This window comes from Ruegeria arenilitoris (assembly GCF_013030265.1).
GTDB lineage: Bacteria > Pseudomonadota > Alphaproteobacteria > Rhodobacterales > Rhodobacteraceae > Ruegeria > Ruegeria arenilitoris_E.
This window is the reverse complement of the sequence record NZ_WPZQ01000010.1, coordinates 179098-198481: the sequence shown is the minus strand read 5'-3', so window position 1 is coordinate 198481 and position 19384 is coordinate 179098. Positions and strand designations below refer to the sequence as shown.

The window sequence follows — 19384 nt, the reverse complement described above, 5'->3', positions numbered from 1 at the left end:
CTCCCTGCCCCGATCTATCCTAGGGTTCGCCGCTGCCGATTTCCTCGCGCCGTTTGGCGATATAGGCGTCCAGCTCTTCTCGCACAGCCGGGTCCATTTCCGGTGCCTGATATTCGCGCAAGGCCTGCTGCCAAGTGTCTGTCGCCCGTTGCAGCGCGTCTTTTGCCCCCGCAGCCTCCCAGTTTTCATAGTTCTGCCAATCTGACAGCATCGGCTTGTAAAACGCGGTCTCATACCGGGCCATCGTGTGCTCGGTGCCAAAAAAGTGGCCGCCGGTCGGCACCGAACTGATCGTGTCAAAACCAAGTTCATCGGTATCGAACTTCATCGGCCTGAGGAATTCCATCATGTTCTGGATGATTTCGACATCCATGATGAATTTCTCGTACGAGGCCGTCAGACCGCCCTCAAGCCATCCAGCGGCGTGATACACGATGTTTGCCCCACCCAGAACCGCGCCCCAGGTTGCCATCATCGTTTCATAAGCCGCCTGCAAATCCACCACGTTCGAAGCGTTGGCATTCGATGTACGGTACGGAATGCCATAGCGCCGCGCCAACTGGCCACCCACGATGTTGGCCTTGGCATTTTCGGGCGTACCAAAGGCCGGGGCGCCGGATTTCATATCCACATTGGACGTGAATGAGCCATACATGACGGGCGCGCCGGGGCTGACCAGCTGCGTCAGAACAACACCAAACAACGCCTCTGCATTCTGCTGCGCCAGCGCAGCTGGCAAGGTGACCGGCGTCATCGCCCCCATCAGGGTGAACGGCGTCACCGTCACCGGCTGGCCATATTCCGCCATCGCAATCAGACCGTCCCCCATTGCATCGTCGAACAGACGCGGCGAGTTGACCGAGATGATGGTGATCACACCCGGATCACCGCGCATCTCTTCCGGTGTTTGCCCGCGCGAGATCGCCATCATGTTGATACCGTCCATCGCCCGCCCGCGACCTATCGCGGTGCAGTGAAAGCTCAGGTCGCTATAGGTCAGGTTGGCGTTGTAGGTGTCGAGATGGCGGTTGTTCGCTGGCATCTCGATCGGCGCCATCACCTGATTGCCGATCAGATGGATCGCGTTGAAATGATGCGCCAGCCGGATGAAGTTACAATAATCTTCGTAGTTCCCCTGACGGCGGCCATTTATGCAGTCGTGTACGTTAGGAGGCCCTGCAACCAGCCCGAAATTCACATGGTTACCGCCCAGCGTGATCTGCTTGGCGCGATTGCGCGAGGTCAGAGTAAACTCTTGCGGCACCGTTTTCAGGGCTTCGGATACAATGCTCTCATCCATGCGGATGGTCTTGGTGTCACGGTCGACGATCGCCCCGGCGCGTTCGAAGATATCCATGACGTTGTCACCCATGACACGGATACCCGCCTCGGACAGGATTCGCATCGAGGTGGCGTGCAGCTGGTCCATCTGCTCGAGATTCAGCAACTCGTACGCCGGGTATTCGTTACGCACCTGCGTCCAGGGTAGCTGCTCGATTCCCGCCGCGCTGCGTCCGGATTTTCCGCGACGACCACCTGCGCGTTTTTCTCGTGCCATTGTCCTAGTATCCCCGTTCTGGATTAACGATATTGCTCAGCGCCTCGCCATTGCGATAGCGCTTCAGGTTTTCGGAAAACATCTCGACCGATTTCAAATCCCAACCGTCGTAGACCGAGCTGCAATGGGGCGTGACGATCACGTTGTCCAACCCCCAGATATCATGCTCAGCAGGCAGAGGTTCGGTCGCGAACACGTCCAGTGCAGCACCCCTGATCCGGTTCTCGGCCAGAGCGGCCATCAACGGGGCCTCTTCAATCACGCCACCGCGCGACACATCGACAAGCACTGCAGTTTTCTTCATGGCGTCGAATGCGTCCGCGCCCACAAGGCCGAGTGTTGAATCCAGAAGGGGCACACAGACAACAATGAAATCAGCACGCGACCAGAGGTCCGGCAGCGCCTCGATCCCATGTACCTCATCCACGTTGGGCGTGGCTTTGGGGCGCGCCCGGACGCCAATCGTGTTCATGTCCATTGCTTTGGCGCGGGCAGCAACCGCCTCTCCGGTCTTTCCCAGACCAACGATCAAAACGGTCTTGCCGTCAATCGGTTCAACCTTGCCTGAAACCCATTCGCGCCGGGCCTGCGCCGCGCGAAAACCCGGCAAGTCCAGCGAGAAATGCAGCATCGCTCCCAGCGCGTACTGTGCCATCATATCGGCCGCGACCCCGGCGGCGTTGGTGACGGTCAGCTCCTCGGGGTTCCACGGAATAATGTGATCCGTCCCGGACCCGCCAACCGATACCCATTTCACAGTTGGTGCCTCTGTCAAAGCCTCTCGCGGAAAACCGGGTGTGCTGGCAAAGCGCACCGAATATACCACCTCGGCCCCTGTCTGTGCGATCAGATCAGGCAGTCCATCATAGGTGCTACAGGTGTGAATTTCGAGATCAGGATGGCCCTTGGCCAGTACCTCACGCGATGCGTCGGGATTGTCGGTGTGCAGGATCACGACAGGGGATGTCATGGTGTTACCTCTCGATTGAATTCAGCGCTTGCCGTTGCCACAGCGTCAGCAAAGAAAGCAGTTGCGGCAATGTCGAATAGCAGATCAAAGCCAATACCGTCACGATCGTTCCGCCAAGTGATCGCCTCGACATAACCCACCCGTGTCTGCGCAATCCGCCCCACAGCAAATGCCGATACAGACAGGTCGACCGGACAAATCTTGGCCATCAAATCGAACAGGCGCTCACCGCTCAGATGCATCATGGCCCAGGTTTCCTCGCGCCATGCATAATACCCCTTTGGGGCTTGCGCGGCTTCCCAACTAGCGCGCAGCTCGGTTGGTCCATCCAAAACGACCACTTCCTCACTTCCGAGGCGCAGCACTCCGGTTGCCGTTTCATTCACCCCGGGAACCGAAATCCCCTGCGATTGCAGGAACGCCACCGAGCCCCTGCCCTTGAGCCCAAAGCGCGATGTATGGCTAAAATCTCGCAAGGTAACGTCACCAGTGACAAGCGGTGTGCCTTCGGCAGCGCCCTGAGGGTCAAGCGGGTAGATACGCATGAATCAAAGCTCCTGCCGTTTGTTTTCAGCGTCAAAGAAGGTATGGCCGCGCACCGGTACGTTCAAACGTACGCCATTGCGGCATTTCACCGTCACTACAGAGCCCTCATCGGCGTCGTCACCGTGCACATAGGCAAGTGCAATATGAGCGCTGAGCGTGGGTGACCACAGAACCGAAGTGATGTGACCCACCGGAACATCATCCTTTAGAACCAGACAACTTTCGCCCGGCACGTTGGGATCACCCTGCGGTGCATCAAAACTCAGCCCGACCAGTTTGCGAGACAATCCTTTGTTCCGGCGCATCTCGATCGACCGCTTGCCAACAAAGAACGGTTTGGTTTTCGAAATCGCCCATTCAAATCCAAGCTCATCCGGAGAGGTCAGCGCGTCGGTATCCTGACCGATCAGGATGTGACCTTTCTCCAGCCTGAGAATACGGCTGGCCTCGAGCCCGTAAGGGCGCATACCCACCGGCTCGCCGACCTTGATCACCGCATCCCAGAGGGTCTTGGCATAGGTCGACGGACAGTGCAGTTCATAGCTCAGCTCACCGGTAAATCCGATTCGCATGGCGCGCACCGGCACGCCGGCCACGGTCCCGCTGTGCCCGTCGAGATAGGCAAACCCCTCGCGCGAAAAGTCGATGTCGCCGTCCAATGCTGTCACCACATCGCGAGCCTTCGGGCCGGTGATGTTAAAGCCCGAAAAGGCCGAGGTCACGTTCAATACATCAACATCCAGCCGCCACTGCGCGTTCCAGAATAGCATATCGGCATAGACCCGCGCCACGGCCCCGGTGGTGGCAGTGACGTAATAGAGGTCCTCGGCCAGACGATAGGCCACCCCATCATCGATGACTGTCCCCATCTCGTTCGTCATCAGGCAATAGCGGCAGCGGCCCACGGGCTGTTTCTTGTAAGCCAACGTGTAAATACGGTTCAGGAATTCCCCCGCATCCGGCCCGCGCACCTCGAGCCCGCCAAGGGTCGAGACGTCAAGAATGCCAACCCCGTTGCGGACGGCGTGGACCTCTTCTTCGATCAGACGTTTGGCATCCACCTTGGGGCCATAGAAATAAGGGCGTCGCCAGGCCCCGACCGGGCGCATATCGGCCCCCAGCCGGATATGTTCGCGGTGCAGCGCCGTGCGCCGTTCAGCCGGGTGGTGATGGCCGGACAGAACACCCAGCGTTTCCGGACCAAAAGGCGGGCGCGCCGTGGTCACGCCGATCTGATCCACGCTGCGATCTGTGGCCTTGGCCACGACCCGCGCGGTGGCTAGTGCGGAATGCCTTCCCTGGCTTGGCCCCATACCCACGGTGGTGAACCGCTTGATCAGTTCAAGCTCGCGATAGCCTTCCTTGACCGCGTTTTGCAGATCCTTGACCTGAATATCCTCGTCTCGGTCAACGAAATCCTTGCCCATGGGATGTGATGCGATCACAGGCTCGAAATTGGTCAGGGATGCTTCGTCATCCGCAACCGGAGTGATCTCTCGTGTCGAAAGATTCAGCCGTTGCAGCGCGACCTGTGCCGCCTGCTGAGCATCCGCCACGACGGCATCCGCTGCAAAGACACCTGCAAGACCGCCTGCTATGCCCAGCGCCGCATCCGGCAAGGTCAGCGAGAACCGCGCCGAGTCTTCGTCGTAACCCAGTTTTGCACCGGCGTGGCAGGGCAATTGCCACATCGGGGCATATCCCACCGAGATCACCGCCAGATCGCAGTCCAGCCAATCGTCTCCGACCTTTACAGCTGTCACATGGGTCTTGCCGCGGGCCTCTTCCACAACCCCCTGAATGACTTTCGTGCCTGTGGCCGCCAGTTCCGACGCGAGCGCTCCGCCGCTGCCACCGGGCCGGGGGTCAACCAGCGCGGCCAGCTCGACGCCGGCCTCAAGCAGATCCAGCGCCACGCGATAACCGTCAATATTCGCGGCCATCACCACTGTGCGATGACCTGGTTTGACCGCGTAGTGACGCATCAACCGTTGCGCGGCACCGCCCAGCATGATGCCGGGTAGGTCGTTGTTGCGAAATACCGCGGGCTGCTCGACGCTGCCGGTGGCCAGCAGAACCTCACGCGCGCGGGTCTTGTACAGCTTGTTGCCGCGGATCAGCGGCAGCCAGTTATCCTCGAACCAGCCGTTGACCACGGTTTCGGTCATCACCCGCAGGTTCGGCAGTGCCGCAGCTTGCTTCAACAGCGCATCCAGCCGGTCCACACCATCGCGGCCATAAGTCAGCGCGCCGCCCAGTACGGGCTCCATGTCTGCCAGAATGACATCAGCCCCAGCCTCGGCGGCCTCAATCGCGGCAGTCAGACCCGCCAGCCCGCCACCCACGACCAGAAGGTCGCAGAACAGGTTGGCCTTTTCGTAATCTGCGTGCGGTGCCTTGAGGTCCACGACCCCCAGCCCGGCCTTCTTGCGGATCAGCGGCTCCCACATCTTCAGCCAGCTGTTGCGGGTGGGGCCCATGAACGAGCGGTAATAGAAGCCAACCGGCAAAAACCGGCCCAGCTTGTCCATGTAGGCATCGCGATCTCGCGCCAGCGAGCCGTTCACGTTCTGCGCGCTAACCCGCAATCCCTGCGAGATCGGGTGGCGATCAGCCTGTACGTTCGGATCCGAAGGCAGCTGCACCAACGTATCGGCCTCGGCCCCTGCCATCGACATCAGACCGCGCGGGCGGTGATACTTGAACGACCGCGACAGCATCCACTGACCTTTCGCAGCCAGAGCTGAGGCGATCACGTCGCCTGCAAACCCCTGATTGGTCCTGCCTTCGAAACTGAACGTGACCGGAACGTCGCGGTTGATCCTGTTGCCCCAGGGTGCGGGAAGCCGGCTCATCACATCTGTTCCAGTTCTGAAGGGTCAAAGGTGCGGATCACCTCGTTGGTGGTGGCGTTGCGTTCGGCCAGAAAGAAATAGTTCGAGGGCACGTGCCGCCACCATTCCACAATAGTTCCGCGCGAATTGTCGGCGCGGAACAGGTGGCGGGCCCAGTCCGCGTCGCTGGTCGCATCCGGGTCGGGGTTCGCCTTTAATGGGCCAAAGCTCTGGAATTCGTTGATGTTGCGGGGCCCATTCATCGGGCAGGTCAGGATCTTCATGTCAGTGGCTCGCTGCGGTGGCGCCCATTTCGTTCAGCAGATCGAACGTGGCGAACCGTTCCATCGTGAAAGGCTCCAGGATCGGCGCGACCTTTTGATTGGCGATGGTCTGCGCCATGTATTTTCCGGCTACCGGAGTGGCCTTGAAGCCCCACGTACCCCAACCGCAATCCAGCCAAAGGTTACTCAGCGGGCTGGCCCCCATGATCGGCGAATAGTCGGGGGTCATATCGGTGATTCCAGCCCATTGCCGCAACAGGCGCACGCCGTGCAGGAACGGGAACAGGTGCACCGCGCCCTCGGCCAGATGTTCCTTCATGTCCAGCGTCGAGCGGGTGGAATAGAGCTGATAAGGGTCCGATCCCCCGCCAATCACAATCTCACCACGCGAGGATTGTACGAGGTAGGTGTGCAGGCTGACCGAGCTAACCAGCGTATGCAGCCACGGTTTAAGAGGTTGGGTGACCATTGCCTGCAGCGGAAAACAACGGATCGGCAATTCGACCCCGGCCTTCATCGCCATGTCGTAGTTCATGCCGCCCACGGCGATCATCACCTGCCCGGCTGTGACCGTGCCGCGATTGGTCCGCACCCGGGCGATCTTGCCACCTTCGACGTCAAAGCCCTCGACCTCGGTTCGCTGATGGATTTCCACACCGCGCCTGCTGGCCTGCGCGGCATAGCCCCAGGCCACCGCATCGTGGCGCGCGGTGCCGCCATCGGCATGCCACAGCCCGCCCATGATTTCCAGCGGACCGCCTTCATCCATGTTCAAGTGCGGGCTGAGTTCCCTGACGGTTTGTGCATCCACCACCTCGATATTGGTGCCCGCATGCTTACCCATCTCGGCTCGCAGATGGAACGAGCGCAACGTGGCCTCGGAATGCGCAAGGGTCAGCTGACCGCGCTGGCTGAACATCACGTTGAAGTCCAGCTCTTCGCTCATCTCTTCATAAAGCTGCACGCCTTCCTTGTAGAAAGCGATCCCCTCTTTGGTGATGTAGTTAGACCGGATGGTCGTCGTGTTTCGCGCGGTATTGCCGCCTGCGAGATACCCTTTTTCCAGCACCGCCACATTGGTGATCCCGTGGTGTTTGGACAGATAGTGGGCACAGGCCAGCCCGTGCCCGCCACCCCCCACGATCACAACATCGTAGCTGGGCTTCAGATCCGGGGTGGCAGGAATGTCGCCCGTAACGGGATAGGAGCCGGAAAGCCCGTATTTCAGCAGCCTCAACGGCATTGTCGTGATCCTGACGTTATGGCTGGTCCGGGGCGTCGTAGAGCAACGCGCCAAGATCCGAGAATTTTGAACCGGTTTCTGTCAGCTCGAGAGTTGCATCGCGAATGGCACCGGCACGGTCTGCGCCCAGCGAAGGTGTGGCAAACTCCATGAACTTGCCGACAACCTCGTCCTGATCCATCGGCGCTTCGGGGCCACCGCGTGCATGTACGTCGCCCGAGTCCAACACCCGCCCATCGGCCAGTGTCAGGCTGACATCGGCAATGCGACATTCAGGGAAACGGTCGGAATGACGGGCAGTTTCGGCAACGGTGACGCGTTCGACGATGCTGGCCACCAACGGATCGGACAGACCCGCGCCAGTAATGTGTTCGACACCGATCCGGCCATGCGCTGCCATTGTGGCGACCGCGAAGGGCAGCGAATATTGCGCCTTGGATGTGTCATCCGGCATGCCCTGAAACAGGCAGGCGCTTTCACGGAATGTGTTGACGTGAATCGCGGAGATATCCTGATGGGTCAGGTTGTGCTCTCGGATCAAAGCCCGCGTAGCGTCAATTGCAGCATGGGCCCAGCGACAGATCGGATAGGGTTTCACATATTGGTGTTCCATCTGCCAGAACTGACCCAGATCCTGCCAGTGCTGCGCCACGTCCTCGGCCTCGATCGTGATGGCCGGAGCGCCGGTAAAACCTTTCTCGGCCAATACAGTCGAAGTCACGCCAACCAACGCGCCCCAGCCCGAGCCGTCATGTAGCATGGTTGGGTTGGCAATCTCGCGCATCATCTGGCTACGGGGGCCGTGATATTCGGCGATGCCCATGGCTTGTCGCATCTGTTCCGCGCTCAGCCCGCGCAGACGGGCCGCGACGGAGACCACGCCCAGTGCGTTCCATGCGCCGGATGTATGATAATCGCTGACCGTGTCGTGCAGCGAGATCCCTGCGCGACCGGCGACCTCATAGCCAATTGTGACAGCGGCCAGCGCCTCGGGGCCGGAAAAATCATCTACAGTTTCCGCAAGCGCCGCAAGTGCAGGAATAACAGCCACCCCAATGTGCCCCTTGGTGGGATTGTACCCGTCATGACCGTCCAGATTGTCGGTTTGCGTGGCGGCGGCGTAAGCCGCACCCGCAACGCTGACACGTCTGCCGTCGAACATCATCCGCGCGCTCAGGCGCGGCTCACCTGCGCCGTACAGGGCCAGGGCACTCTCGCGCGCAATCCTGCCGGCATCCATCGGGCCGGAACCGATTGCGATGCCCAGCGTATCCAGCGTCATCAACGCCGCCGCCTTGAGCGTGCTGTCCGGAAAATCCTGCGCCCGGGAATCAAGGGTGAAATTTGCGACTTTGTCGAAGGTATCTGTCACGGGCATCCTGCTTTGACCTTTGGCGGGCTCTGGATATCGATCGAAAAATAGGGGTATTTGGTCGGAGCGGCACGAAAACAATATTGGGGCAATGGTACTGGAAATTTTGTGGCCACTGCTTTGGAGGTGTCGCAAACGTGGCCGGAGGCGCGTCGCTTCAGGGCAAGATACCGGTCCGGAACCACACTTATTTTAGCCGATGGCCACTCTGGGAAACACTGATCATGATGAATCTGCCCCACCTTACCTTCCTGCGCTCATTCGAAGCCGCTGCGCGGCACCTGAGCTTTACCAGTGCGGCTGATGAGCTGAACTGCACTCAATCTGCAGTCAGCAATCACGTTCGTTCTCTTGAAGAGTTCATTCAACGGCCATTATTCGTCCGTCATCCACGTTCGTTGTCGTTGACTGACGTGGGCGAAGCTTATTTGCCGTCGGTGCGCCATGCCCTGCAGGAAATCAACGTCGCCACCCAGTCTGTCATACTCCGAACGCACACGCGCAAAGTGGTCGTATCCTGTCCGTTCAGCCTGGCTGAGAACTGGTTGCCGGATGTGATTCAGGGGTTCAACGCGGTTCATCCGGATATCGATCTGACGGTACATGGTACAGTCTGGAGCGATGTCGAAGCCAATGTCTCGGACATTTCGGTGACGATCAACCACGTCGATGATGTGACACCGGACATGACCCGATTGTGGGTTGAGAAACTGTCGATCGTCTGCGCACCCGGGTTTCTGGTTGAAGGGGAACCGCTGACTGAGCCGGAGCAGCTGCAGCAGGCCCGGCTGATACATATTCTGGGCCGACCGGCCTATTGGGAATACGTTGCTCGCCACTACGGCCTGACCGGCCTCAATCTTGAGGATGGACCACGTACAAACGCCTCAAACTTTGCCATGGAACTGGCCGCAAAATCTCTAGGGTGCGTAGCATTGCCACGATCGCTTGCGCGTTCTTATGTTGATCGTGGGCTGGTGATCGAACCCTTTGATTTCGATCTGGAAAGTCCGTGGGCCTACTTCATCAAGGTAAAAGAGAAGCCGCTAGCGCCACCGGTTCGACTGTTTCAGGATTGGTTAATGCAGGCCGCCGCCGAGATGAACACCTGACCAGACAGATGTGGCGCAACGCCCTGAAGGAGCGCTGCGCCGAATTCAGTTATCCCCGCAACCGCGCACCTGCCGGATCGAATGGCGGTTCAGCCAGCAAAGTGGCCTTGTGCGGCTTGCCTAGGATAAAGACCTCAACGGTATCGCCCGGTTTGGCCACGGTGGGATTTGCATAGCCGATGGCCAGAGACTTGCCGACGGAATATCCGTAAGCCCCCGAGGTTACGCGGCCTACCGGAGTGCCATCCGGCGTAAAGATCGGCTCACCCCCGGTTGCGTCAGCGTCTTCGGTCACCTCAACTTCGAAGATCGAGAGAACCTCACGCGGGGCATTGTCCTTGACGGACAGATAAGCCTCTTTGTGCAGGAAGTCTTTGTCCAGCTTGATGAGGCCCGCCAGCCCGACTTCCTGTGGCCAATACTCTTGCGAATACTCTCGCCCCCATGACCCATAGCCCTTTTCGATCCTGAGCGAGCCCAGCGCACGACCGCCCACCGGACCGCCCCCAAGCTCTTTCGCCGCTTCCAGCAATGCTGAATAGAGCCTAACCTGATCCTCTTCGGCGCAATGCAATTCCCATCCCAGATCACCGGTAAAGCTGACCCGGATCGCCAGACAGGACAGGCCTGCCACATCAATGGTCTGCGATCGCATAAAGCGGAATGCTTCGTTCGACAAATCTGTATTGGTCAACCGTTGCAGCAGATCTCGTGATTTTGGCCCTGCGATATTGAAACCGGCGATGCGGTTCGTTGCGACCTCGAACGTAGTGCCTGCAGGCAGGCCGATCATGTTGAAAAAACGCTGGTGATAACGCTCGGCCATGCCCGAGCCCACCATCATGTATTCATCGTCAGCTACCTTGGTGATGGTAAAGTCACCAGCCACGCCGCCGCGTACTGAGATCAGCGGTGTCAGACAGGATCGCCCGACCTCGGTCGGTACCCGGTTGGCAACCAGCTGGTCCAGCCACTCATAGGCGCCCGGCCCCTTGATCACGTAGTTGGCAAAGTTCGAGATATCGATCACGCCCACGTTTTCGCGCAGCATCTTCACTTCGCGGCCCACCGGGTCCCACCAGTTCTGACGGGCAAAGCCGATCGATTCTTCCGTGCCCGGCTGATCTGCAAACCACAGCGGGTGTTCCCAGCCGCAGTTCAGACCAAAGACGCAGCCCATTTCTTTTTGCATTTCATAGGCTGGACGCACGCGGGCCGGACGGCCAGCGCTGCGTTCCTCGTTCGGGAAATGGATGGCGAAACGATGGGTATACTGATCCTCGACCCGCGCTTTGGTGAACTTTTTGTCCGCCCAGTCGCCAAACCGGGCCAGATCCCAGGCGAACATGTCGTATTGCGGCTCGCCCTCGATCATCCATTGCGCCGCAAGCAGGCCCAGACCGCCCGATTGCGAGAAGCCGGGGATCAGACCGCCGCAGAGGAAATAGTTCTTCAACTCGGGCACCGGCCCCCACAAGGCGCTGGAGTCCGGAGACCAGATCATCGGTCCGTTGATCACCCGCTTGACCCCGGCGGTGGCGGCCACCGGCACACGTTCGGTGGCGCGGATCACGTTCTCCATGATCCGGTCCAGATCGTCGGGGAACAGATCATGGGCAAAGTCCAGCGGCGTGCCCTCTTCGGCCCAGAACTTCATGTCCTTTTCATAAGCGCCGATCAGCAGACCGTTGCCTTCCTGCCGGAAGTAGTATTCGCCATCCCGGTCGGCAATCGAGGGCAGACGACGACCCAGATTGGCGACCTCATCAATGGATTCGGTCACGAAATACTGGTGCTCGGTCGGCTGCAGTGGCAGCGTCAGTCCCGCCAGCGCCGCCACTTCACGCCCCCAAAGACCGGCGGCATTCACCACCCATTGCGTGTGAATGTCACCCTTTTCGGTGCGCACGATCCAAGACCCATCAGGTTGCTGATCTGTGCCTAACACAGGGCAAAACCGCTCGATCGTCGCGCCCATCGCACGCGCACCTGCGGCATAGGCATGCGGCACGCCCGATGGATCCACATTGCCACCGTCGGGTTCGTACATGATGCAGCGAATATCGTCGAACTGCGCCAGTGGGTGCAGTTCCTTGGCTTCTTCGCGGCTGACCTCATAGAAGTTCAGACCGTAAAATCTTGCCTTGGCTTCCTGCAGGCGCAGCTGATGCTCACGTTCTTCGGTCTGCGCGAGGTACAGCGAACCGGGCTGGAATACGCCACAGCTTTGGTCGGTTTCTTTCTCCAGCTCCTTATACAAGTTCATCGTATAGTGCTGGATGCGCGTGATGTTGTTGTTGTCGTGCAGCCCGTGAATATTCGCTGCCGCGTGCCAGGTCGAACCGCTGGTCAGTTCGTCCCGCTCCAACAGGACAACATCTGTCCAGCCGAGCTTGGCGAGATGGTACAGGATCGAACAACCGGCCAGACCACCGCCGATCACCACTGCCTGAGCATGCGTTTTCATGGAGGATTCCTTCCCTACAGATGCCTCAGGCGGCAATCGTTTTCATGGCACCCAGAAACTGGGCGACTTCAGCAACGCTGTTGTAGTGGCACATCGACACGCGCACGCAGCTGTCCATGCCAAGCGGTGTCAGGATATTGCCAGAGTAGTGATCCGCCTTGCGCAGATGCGTTCGAATGCCTTGCTCGTTCAGCAGGCGCACAACATCGACCGAGGGCACGCCCTCGACCCGCAGCGACACCAGACCTTCGCGCGCCGGGTTGTCGACGCCGCCCAGGATGGTCACCTTCTCCATCTCGGCAAGACCCGGCAGGTTGCCGGTGCCGTGGATCATCGCATCGGTCAGCGCCTTTTCCTGTGCGTGGATCGCCTCACCGGCCGCGATGAACTTGGCCCGCCGGTCGGTGGCATCGCTGACCTGCTCGCCCAGCCACTCAAAATAGCTGACAACATCGGACATGGTGGCGTAAGAGCCAGTGTCGCGAGTCCCCATCTCCCAATTGTCGGCAGGACCATCAAGCAGGCTGTTATGCGGCAGGGCCGTCAGCCGATCCGAGATCCAGGCAACCCCATAGCCATGGCGCGAGAACACCTTGTAGGGCGAAATCACATAGCCATCCACGTCATAGGCCGTCAGGTCGATCCGGCCGTGAGCCGCGTGCTGGATGCCATCAACGATTATGTAGCATTCGGGCGCAACCGCCCGGATGGCGGCCGCCACGGCCTCTAGGTCGACTCCCATGCCGGTGACGGGCGAGGTGTGAACGATGGTCGCCACTTTGGTGTCAGGAGTGACCTTTGCCGCATAGCCTTCGGCAGTCACGGTGCCGGTGGCGTCATCATGCTCGACCAGAACATGGCTTTGCCCGGCGACGCGTGCCCAGCGGTCGCAGGCGCTGCGGGTAGCAGGATGCTCCAGAGTGGTGCCCAGGACCTGACCGGCCCCGGTACCCAGACAGGCGTTCATGATCAGGCGGAACAGCAACTCGGTGCCGCTTTCACCCACAAAGAACTGCCCGCCAGGCGCATTCATGAACACGGCCATGTCTTCCTTGGCCTTGTTGATCACGCGCACCAGCTCGTGACTGCCCGGATTGTCGCGACCCTGATTATCGGGAATGGCCGCATAATCCTGCGATGTTTTCACCACCGAATTCAGCGTCAGCGCACCGCCGGCGTTCTCGAAAAAGATTCGGGGTCCCTGTTGAGGACAATGGTCAATCTGGGCAAAGCGATCGCGGATCTGCTCTAGCAGAGGTGTGTTGATCTCGGGCATTGGGACTCATTCGTGCAGATGTGTCATTCAAACTGCAGATATATTCGCCGCGCGTCACAATTTCCCGCAAAAAAAACGAGGGCAATGCCGGAATAATCAACTTGCCACTTTGCGCTAAGGGCACTTGAACGGCCAAGTATCTCCCAGATCGCAGTTTTGGGCCAATGGTACGCGGGCTGCTTCATGTAGCGAAGTGCAAGCGAATCCTTGGGCATGAAAATGGCGACCCCGGCAGGATTCGAACCTGCAACCTGCCCCTTAGGAGGGGGCTGCTCTATCCAGTTGAGCCACGGAGCCGCGCTTCGCCTTCTGTATCCGGCTTTTTTGACCTTGTCATCGCCTTTGCACAACAGTTGAACAGTTTGCCCTGTTCACGCTACCATCGGACAAAACAACGACGCAGGTATCCCCGGTGACCACAGAAACAAAACGCCCGCTAACCCTTCGTGATGTCTCGGAAGCGTCGGGGGTATCCGAAATGACGGTCAGCCGGGTTTTGCGCAATCGTGGCGACGTCTCTGACGCCACCCGCACCCGCGTTCTGGCTGCCGCCAAAGAGCTGGGATATGTGCCCAACAAGATCGCAGGCGCATTGGCCTCGAGCCGCGTGAACCTTGTGGCAGTGATCATCCCCTCGCTGTCGAACATGGTCTTTCCCGAAGTGCTGACCGGCATCAATCAGGTGCTTGAAGATACCGAATTGCAGCCTGTGGTCGGTGTCACAGACTATCTTCCCGAGAAAGAGGAAAAGGTGCTGTACGAGATGCTCTCGTGGCGTCCGTCTGGCGTGATCATCGCGGGGCTCGAACATACCGACGCCGCCCGAGCCATGCTGGATTCGGCCGGCATCCCGGTGGTCGAGATCATGGATACCGATGGTAAGCCTGTGGATGCGATGGTTGGCATCTCGCACCGCCGCGCCGGGCGCGAGATGGCGCAGGCGATCCTGAAAGCCGGATATCAGCATATTGGTTTCATGGGTACAAAGATGCCGCTGGACCATCGCGCCCGGAAACGGTTCGAAGGCTTCACCGAAGTGCTGGGCAAACAAGGCATCGAAATTGAAGACCGGGAGTTTTATTCCGGGGGGTCGGCGCTGGCCAAAGGGCGGGAAATGACCAAAGCGATGTTGGATCGCTCTCCCGATCTGGATTTTCTCTATTACTCCAACGACATGATCGGTGCGGGCGGGCTGTTGTACCTTCTGGATCAGGGCATCGACGTGCCCGGTCAAATCGGCCTTGCTGGCTTTAACAACGTGGAACTGCTGCAAGGATTGCCGCGTAAGCTGGCCACGATGGATGCCTGCCGTCTTGAGATCGGCCGTAAGGCGGCCGAGATTATCGCGGAGCAACTGCAGAATCCCGCAGAAGAGGTCGAAACCCGTGTCACGCTGACCCCCAAGATCAGCTATGGCGATACGCTGAAACGGCGCTGAGTTTGTGAGCCTTCCACAACTGGACAACAGATCGGCGCGCGCCATCTTCATGGATCGCCACGCTCTGGCTGAACCGCCTGCCGGTAATGCCAAAGGCGCCGACCTTCTCGACCTAATCCGCAGGCTCGGCTTCGTTCAACTGGACAGCATCAATACCGTTGCCCGCGCGCATGACATGATCCTGTTTTCGCGCAGGCCGACCTATCGTTCACGCAATCTCAAGCGGTTGTATGAGCGGGATCAGGCCTTGTTCGAACATTGGACTCACGACGCAGCTGTTATTCCGATGGATTTTTATCAGCACTGGCATTTGCGCTTTCAGCGCGATGCGGACTTGCTGAAATCTCGTTGGAAAAACTGGCGCAGGGATGGATTCGAGCAACAATTCGAAACCGTACTGCAACATATCCGGGATCATGGTCCTGTTGGCTCTTCGGACGTTGGTAAAGACGAAAAGAAGGGGTCAGGCGGTTGGTGGGACTGGCACCCCTCAAAAACCGCGTTGGAATATCTATGGAGATCCGGTGCGTTGACCGTGATTGGGCGCGAAGGCTTTCAGAAACGCTATGATCTGACCGAACGCGTTATTGAAACCCATTTGTGCCCCGGCAATGCACCGTGCGACGCCAGTGAAACCGTGGATTGGTTGTGTAATGCGGCGCTTGACCGGCTGGGATTTGCCACGTCGGGTGAATTGGCAGCGTTCTGGGACACGGTCAGCGCAGCGGAAGCTAAGGACTGGTGCAGTCAGGCTCTAACAAAGGGTGAATTGGAAGAAATCTGCGTCGAATGCGCAGATGGTCGCCTGCGCAAAGTTCTGGCGCGGCCGGGTCTATTGGAACAAGCCGATACCGTGCCAACCGCACCGGGTCGGATGAGAGTGCTGAGCCCGTTTGATCCCATGCTGCGTGATCGACAACGGGCAGAGCGGCTGTTCGGATTCCATTATCGGATTGAGGTATTTGTTCCGGAACCAAAGCGGACCTATGGATACTATGTGTTTCCACTGCTGGAAGGCGACCGGTTGGTGGGCCGGATCGATATGAAGGCACATCGTGATTGCAGGGAACTGCGCATCAAAGCGCTCTGGCCCGAGCGATCGGTTAAATGGTCAGACGCGCGCACGCGCAGATTGGAAGCTGAACTTGACCGCGTTCGCAGATTTACCGAACTGGATCGGGTCGTATTCGCCCGGGATTGGCTGAAAGATCCGAAATAGGGTCTAGTTTTCTGCCAGGAATCCTTGTGTTTCGACCAGTTCGCGCAACTGCTGAAGAGACGTTTCTTCTGTTTGCCCCGAGGTATCGAGTTCAGCCTTGGCACGCCCATAAAGGGCTTCGCGGCTGGCCAGGATGCACTTTAGCTGCTCCATCGCCTCCGGATTTCCGGCCATTGGACGTTCGTCCCCCTGCGCGCGAACGCGGTCCATATGCTCTTGCGGGGATGCCCTTAGCCACACTGTGTGAAACCGGTTGAGAAGCGTGTCATAGGTCGTAGGTTCGGCGACAATGCCACCTGCAACAGCCAGAACCAACCGGTCGTGGCTGGCGATCACACGATCCAAAGCCTGTGCTTCCAGCTGGCGATAGCCTTCCTGACCATAGAACGCCATGATTTCAGACAGAGGCATTCCCGCCTTGTCTTCGATCATGCGCGTCAATTCCACAAAGGGCAGCCCAAGTTCCTTTCCCAGCAAAGCGCCCAGTGTGGATTTACCTGCCCCTCTGAGACCAACCATGCAGATACGCGCAGCGCGCGGTCCGGTAACCGGATAAGGGCGAAGTATACGCAGGACAGATTCCTTGACCTCATCACTGGCCGAACGGAACATATCTGCTACACGCAGCGTATCCGACTCCCACGGGTCGTCATCGCTGATCAGCCACTCAATCCGGTGATCCAGCGCATTGGCAACCCTTTGCAGCAAACCGATCGAGATATTTCCTTCACCTGCCTCAAGCTGGGCAAGGTATCTGGGCGAAACACCTGACATTTCGGATAGAATTCGCCTTGAGATGCCTCGAATCTGGCGGGCCTTGCGTACACGGGCACCGACAAGGCGGCTCAGATCCTGTGATGAGCCGTCAAGCGCGGCCTTTTCCGTTGATGCATCCCCTTCGGGTATTCTTTGAGAGTCGGTCATGCCATCTGGTTGTTCGTGCGAAATAGTGCACAATTTACAACAGCCGATGAAACCGGGCAACGCTGTTTGCGCATGGCAAAAATGGCGTCGCCTCGCCCCTGAAATTCAATAAGAATTCCCTTGTTTAGTGTCTATTCTGCTGCTGTCAGCTCCAGCTCAATCGGCGCCAGCCCATCGATACCGCCTGTGATCTTGTCCCCGGCGAGAACCGGACCAACGCCGGCAGGTGTTCCGGTCATGATCAAATCTCCGGGGCGTAGGTGATAGAACCCCGACAGGTGGCTGACAATCTCATCGATTTTCCAGATTAGCTCATCCAGCGTCGCATTTTGTCTGATTTCCCCGTTTACACTCAGGTGAATGCGCTTGTGATTATCAGGTGCCCAGTCCGTTGCCTTAGTCAGTGGTGCAAATACCGCTCCATTCTCGACATCCTTACCCAAATCCCATGGTCTCTGCTTGTTGCGCTCACGTATCTGCAAGTCGCGACGGGTCATATCCAATGCGCATCCATAGGCGTAAACCACATCCCACGCTTCGGCCGACGTGGCCCGAAATACAGGTTTTCCGATCGCAAGAGCCAGTTCCATCTCGTGATGATAGTTTTCGGTTCCTGGCGGATACGGAACGCTCGCACCCGTCAAAACTGCATTTTCGGGTGTTTTGGTAAAGTAGAACGGTGCCTCGCGGTCGACTTCATTTCCCATTTCCGCGGCATGCGCCGCATAGTTGCGACCAACACAGAATATACGACCAACCGGATAGGTTCCCGTCTCACCCTGAACAGGGATTCCAATAGGTTCAGGAAGAGAAAACAGGTTATCCGACATGACAAGTCCTCAGGTATTGCGTTCCGGCGCATCTTAAGAGGGTAGACCCTGTGAGCAAGCCGTTACTTTTGCCATTCATACACGCTGTTTTCTGCCAACAACTGAAAATTGTTTCGGCACGAACCTGCTCAATTATCTCGGCTGCTCACTGAGTCATTCCAAGTGCGTGTTTGATCCGCCTTTATGGCGAACGACTCACGGCTGAAAATCTTATCCAATCTCCTGAGAGGGCGCCTTTCATGGTCGGATTATCGAAATTTCCTGCAGTTTTCGGCTGTGAGAACGATTTCTGCACCCTCACGAAATCGCAACTTGGAAAATTTGGTGATCGTCCTAGTTATCAACCTGAAAGTGCAGTGCACCGGATCAGCATCAATGCTGTTCGGACGAGAGTGAAAAGTAATCATTCGTTAGTCACCACCCACGCCTCGCCAGAGCAGAAAGTGCGGCAACCAATAAATCACCATAGTGACTCGAGGGCACCTCTTGCAGGCTGTTGGGACAGTCGGCAACTGACAGTTAACGTTTCGGAGATCCCGGCCAGACAATCCGCCCCCCTGGACGGTTTGGCCAGGCAGGATTGTATTTTCAGTCCAACCAACACTCCGAAGCTTGGGCCGGATCGTCGGATAACACATGGCGCAACCGGTCGCAGGCCAGGCACATAAATCAGTCCGGGTCTGGCCATCCCCGTCGGAGATACCCCCCTTTTTCTCCGGCGGGGTCACCGTTTTTGGATGGGTATCCACCAGCAGGCGCGTGCTTCAATCGTCCAGTTCGTGCAATTCGTTCAGCAAATCCAACAGCTTTTCGTGTTTGTCCGCACCAAAACGCGAGCGAATGCTCTCGGTGGCTTCAAGGCTGGCGGGTAGGTTGTCTTTGATTATCTGCAGCCCCTCCCGCGTAATCTCGACAATCTGTCTTCGCCCATCCTGCGGATCGGGGCGTCGAGCAATCAGACCTTTTTCCTCAAGCTTCTGCAAAATACGTGTGAGGCTTGGCAGCAGCAAACAGGCCCGATTGGCAATCCGGGTCGGTTCCTGAGGTCCTTCTTCGTCAAGAACACGTAGCACGCGCCATTGCTGCTCGGTTACGCCTGCATCCGCCAGAATCTGGCGGATTGGTCCCATGAGTTTCTCACGTGCCCTTAACAATGCAATCGGAAGCGAACGGGATGTCAGCGGAATGTCATCAGTCATGTGAAATCTTTGCCGAATTCCTGCGTTGTCGCAACAGGTCAAAAGTTCAACGTGATTTGAAGTCTCCGATATATTCCTTTGTTAGACTCTTATTTGCGCAATGTTTGTGTGA

The 19384-nt window shown here is 58.3% G+C and carries 15 protein-coding genes and 1 tRNA gene; 3 read left to right on the top strand and 13 right to left on the bottom strand.

What is annotated here, in order from left to right:
- Nucleotides 1–19 precede the first annotated feature (19 nt).
- Genes GOX61_RS17970 through GOX61_RS17940 form a run of 7 tightly spaced genes read right to left on the bottom strand, consistent with a single transcriptional unit; the run spans nt 20 to nt 8807 of the window.
- Entirely contained in the window at nt 20–1558 is a 1539-nt protein-coding gene (locus GOX61_RS17970) for a trimethylamine methyltransferase family protein (protein ID WP_170335931.1), read from the bottom strand.
- A gap of 4 nt (nt 1559–1562) precedes the next feature.
- Entirely contained in the window at nt 1563–2528 is a 966-nt protein-coding gene (locus GOX61_RS17965; protein WP_170335929.1) for a D-2-hydroxyacid dehydrogenase, read from the bottom strand.
- On the bottom strand, nt 2525–3073 hold the full coding sequence (locus GOX61_RS17960) for a hypothetical protein (protein ID WP_170335927.1): 549 nt from the start codon (nt 3071–3073) through the stop codon (nt 2525–2527). Before GOX61_RS17960 ends, GOX61_RS17965 begins: the two co-directional genes overlap by 4 nt.
- Nucleotides 3074–3076: 3 nt before the next feature.
- Nucleotides 3077–5929, bottom strand: a complete 2853-nt coding sequence (locus GOX61_RS22565) for a 2Fe-2S iron-sulfur cluster-binding protein (RefSeq protein ID WP_170335925.1) — start codon at nt 5927–5929, stop codon at nt 3077–3079.
- Entirely contained in the window at nt 5929–6192 is a 264-nt protein-coding gene (locus GOX61_RS17950; RefSeq protein WP_155143110.1) for a sarcosine oxidase subunit delta, read from the bottom strand. Before GOX61_RS17950 ends, GOX61_RS22565 begins: the two co-directional genes overlap by 1 nt.
- 1 nt (nt 6193) lies before the next feature.
- The gene (locus tag GOX61_RS17945; RefSeq protein WP_170335923.1) at nt 6194–7435 is read right to left on the bottom strand and encodes an FAD-dependent oxidoreductase; all 1242 of its coding nucleotides are present in this window, start codon (nt 7433–7435) and stop codon (nt 6194–6196) included.
- A gap of 16 nt (nt 7436–7451) precedes the next feature.
- Complete coding sequence (locus GOX61_RS17940; protein ID WP_170335921.1) at nt 7452–8807, bottom strand: MmgE/PrpD family protein; 1356 nt, start codon at nt 8805–8807, stop codon at nt 7452–7454.
- Nucleotides 8808–9034: 227 nt separating this feature from the next.
- Between GOX61_RS17940 and GOX61_RS17935 the strand changes: the two genes are divergently transcribed.
- Complete coding sequence (locus tag GOX61_RS17935) at nt 9035–9919, top strand: LysR substrate-binding domain-containing protein (RefSeq protein WP_254436913.1); 885 nt, start codon at nt 9035–9037, stop codon at nt 9917–9919.
- A gap of 49 nt (nt 9920–9968) precedes the next feature.
- Here GOX61_RS17935 and GOX61_RS17930 read toward each other — a convergent pair whose 3' ends face one another.
- The 3 genes from GOX61_RS17930 to GOX61_RS17920 all read right to left on the bottom strand — a co-directional run bounded on the left by GOX61_RS17930 (nt 9969) and on the right by GOX61_RS17920 (nt 13959).
- A complete protein-coding gene (locus tag GOX61_RS17930; protein ID WP_170335917.1) occupies nt 9969–12386 on the bottom strand; it encodes a GcvT family protein in 2418 nt (805 codons plus the stop codon).
- A 25-nt stretch (nt 12387–12411) separates the two neighbouring features.
- Nucleotides 12412–13662, bottom strand: coding sequence for an aminotransferase class V-fold PLP-dependent enzyme (locus tag GOX61_RS17925; protein WP_170335915.1), 1251 nt, complete (start codon nt 13660–13662; stop codon nt 12412–12414).
- A 220-nt stretch (nt 13663–13882) separates the two neighbouring features.
- Nucleotides 13883–13959, bottom strand: a tRNA-Arg gene (locus GOX61_RS17920).
- Between the two features lie 115 nt (nt 13960–14074).
- Here GOX61_RS17920 and GOX61_RS17915 point away from each other — a divergent pair.
- Nucleotides 14075–15100, top strand: a complete 1026-nt coding sequence (locus tag GOX61_RS17915; protein ID WP_170335913.1) for a LacI family DNA-binding transcriptional regulator — start codon at nt 14075–14077, stop codon at nt 15098–15100.
- 49 nt (nt 15101–15149) lie between these two features.
- Nucleotides 15150–16319, top strand: a complete 1170-nt coding sequence (locus GOX61_RS17910) for a winged helix-turn-helix domain-containing protein (protein ID WP_217353920.1) — start codon at nt 15150–15152, stop codon at nt 16317–16319.
- A 3-nt stretch (nt 16320–16322) separates the two neighbouring features.
- On the opposite strand, the gene GOX61_RS17905 is transcribed toward GOX61_RS17910, so the two are convergent.
- From GOX61_RS17905 to hpaR, 3 genes are all read right to left on the bottom strand, one after another.
- Nucleotides 16323–17243, bottom strand: a complete 921-nt coding sequence (locus GOX61_RS17905; RefSeq protein ID WP_170335910.1) for a helix-turn-helix transcriptional regulator — start codon at nt 17241–17243, stop codon at nt 16323–16325.
- Between the two features lie 131 nt (nt 17244–17374).
- Nucleotides 17375–18073, bottom strand: coding sequence for a fumarylacetoacetate hydrolase family protein (locus tag GOX61_RS17900; RefSeq protein ID WP_170335908.1), 699 nt, complete (start codon nt 18071–18073; stop codon nt 17375–17377).
- A gap of 764 nt (nt 18074–18837) precedes the next feature.
- The gene (gene hpaR, locus GOX61_RS17895; RefSeq protein WP_170335906.1) at nt 18838–19272 is read right to left on the bottom strand and encodes a homoprotocatechuate degradation operon regulator HpaR; all 435 of its coding nucleotides are present in this window, start codon (nt 19270–19272) and stop codon (nt 18838–18840) included.
- Nucleotides 19273–19384 lie beyond the last annotated feature (112 nt).

Coding starts and splice junctions, on each gene's coding strand:
- GOX61_RS17970 (WP_170335931.1), bottom strand. CDS start 1,558: ATGGCACGAGAAAAACGCGCAGGTGGTCGTCGCGGAAAATCCGGACGC.
- GOX61_RS17965 (WP_170335929.1), bottom strand. CDS start 2,528: ATGACATCCCCTGTCGTGATCCTGCACACCGACAATCCCGACGCATCG.
- GOX61_RS17960 (WP_170335927.1), bottom strand. CDS start 3,073: ATGCGTATCTACCCGCTTGACCCTCAGGGCGCTGCCGAAGGCACACCG.
- GOX61_RS22565 (WP_170335925.1), bottom strand. CDS start 5,929: ATGAGCCGGCTTCCCGCACCCTGGGGCAACAGGATCAACCGCGACGTT.
- GOX61_RS17950 (WP_155143110.1), bottom strand. CDS start 6,192: ATGAAGATCCTGACCTGCCCGATGAATGGGCCCCGCAACATCAACGAA.
- GOX61_RS17945 (WP_170335923.1), bottom strand. CDS start 7,435: ATGCCGTTGAGGCTGCTGAAATACGGGCTTTCCGGCTCCTATCCCGTT.
- GOX61_RS17935 (WP_254436913.1), top strand. CDS start 9,035: ATGAATCTGCCCCACCTTACCTTCCTGCGCTCATTCGAAGCCGCTGCG.
- GOX61_RS17930 (WP_170335917.1), bottom strand. CDS start 12,386: ATGAAAACGCATGCTCAGGCAGTGGTGATCGGCGGTGGTCTGGCCGGT.
- GOX61_RS17925 (WP_170335915.1), bottom strand. CDS start 13,662: ATGCCCGAGATCAACACACCTCTGCTAGAGCAGATCCGCGATCGCTTT.
- GOX61_RS17910 (WP_217353920.1), top strand. CDS start 15,150: ATGGATCGCCACGCTCTGGCTGAACCGCCTGCCGGTAATGCCAAAGGC.
- GOX61_RS17905 (WP_170335910.1), bottom strand. CDS start 17,243: ATGACCGACTCTCAAAGAATACCCGAAGGGGATGCATCAACGGAAAAG.
- GOX61_RS17900 (WP_170335908.1), bottom strand. CDS start 18,073: ATGTCGGATAACCTGTTTTCTCTTCCTGAACCTATTGGAATCCCTGTT.
- hpaR (WP_170335906.1), bottom strand. CDS start 19,272: ATGACTGATGACATTCCGCTGACATCCCGTTCGCTTCCGATTGCATTG.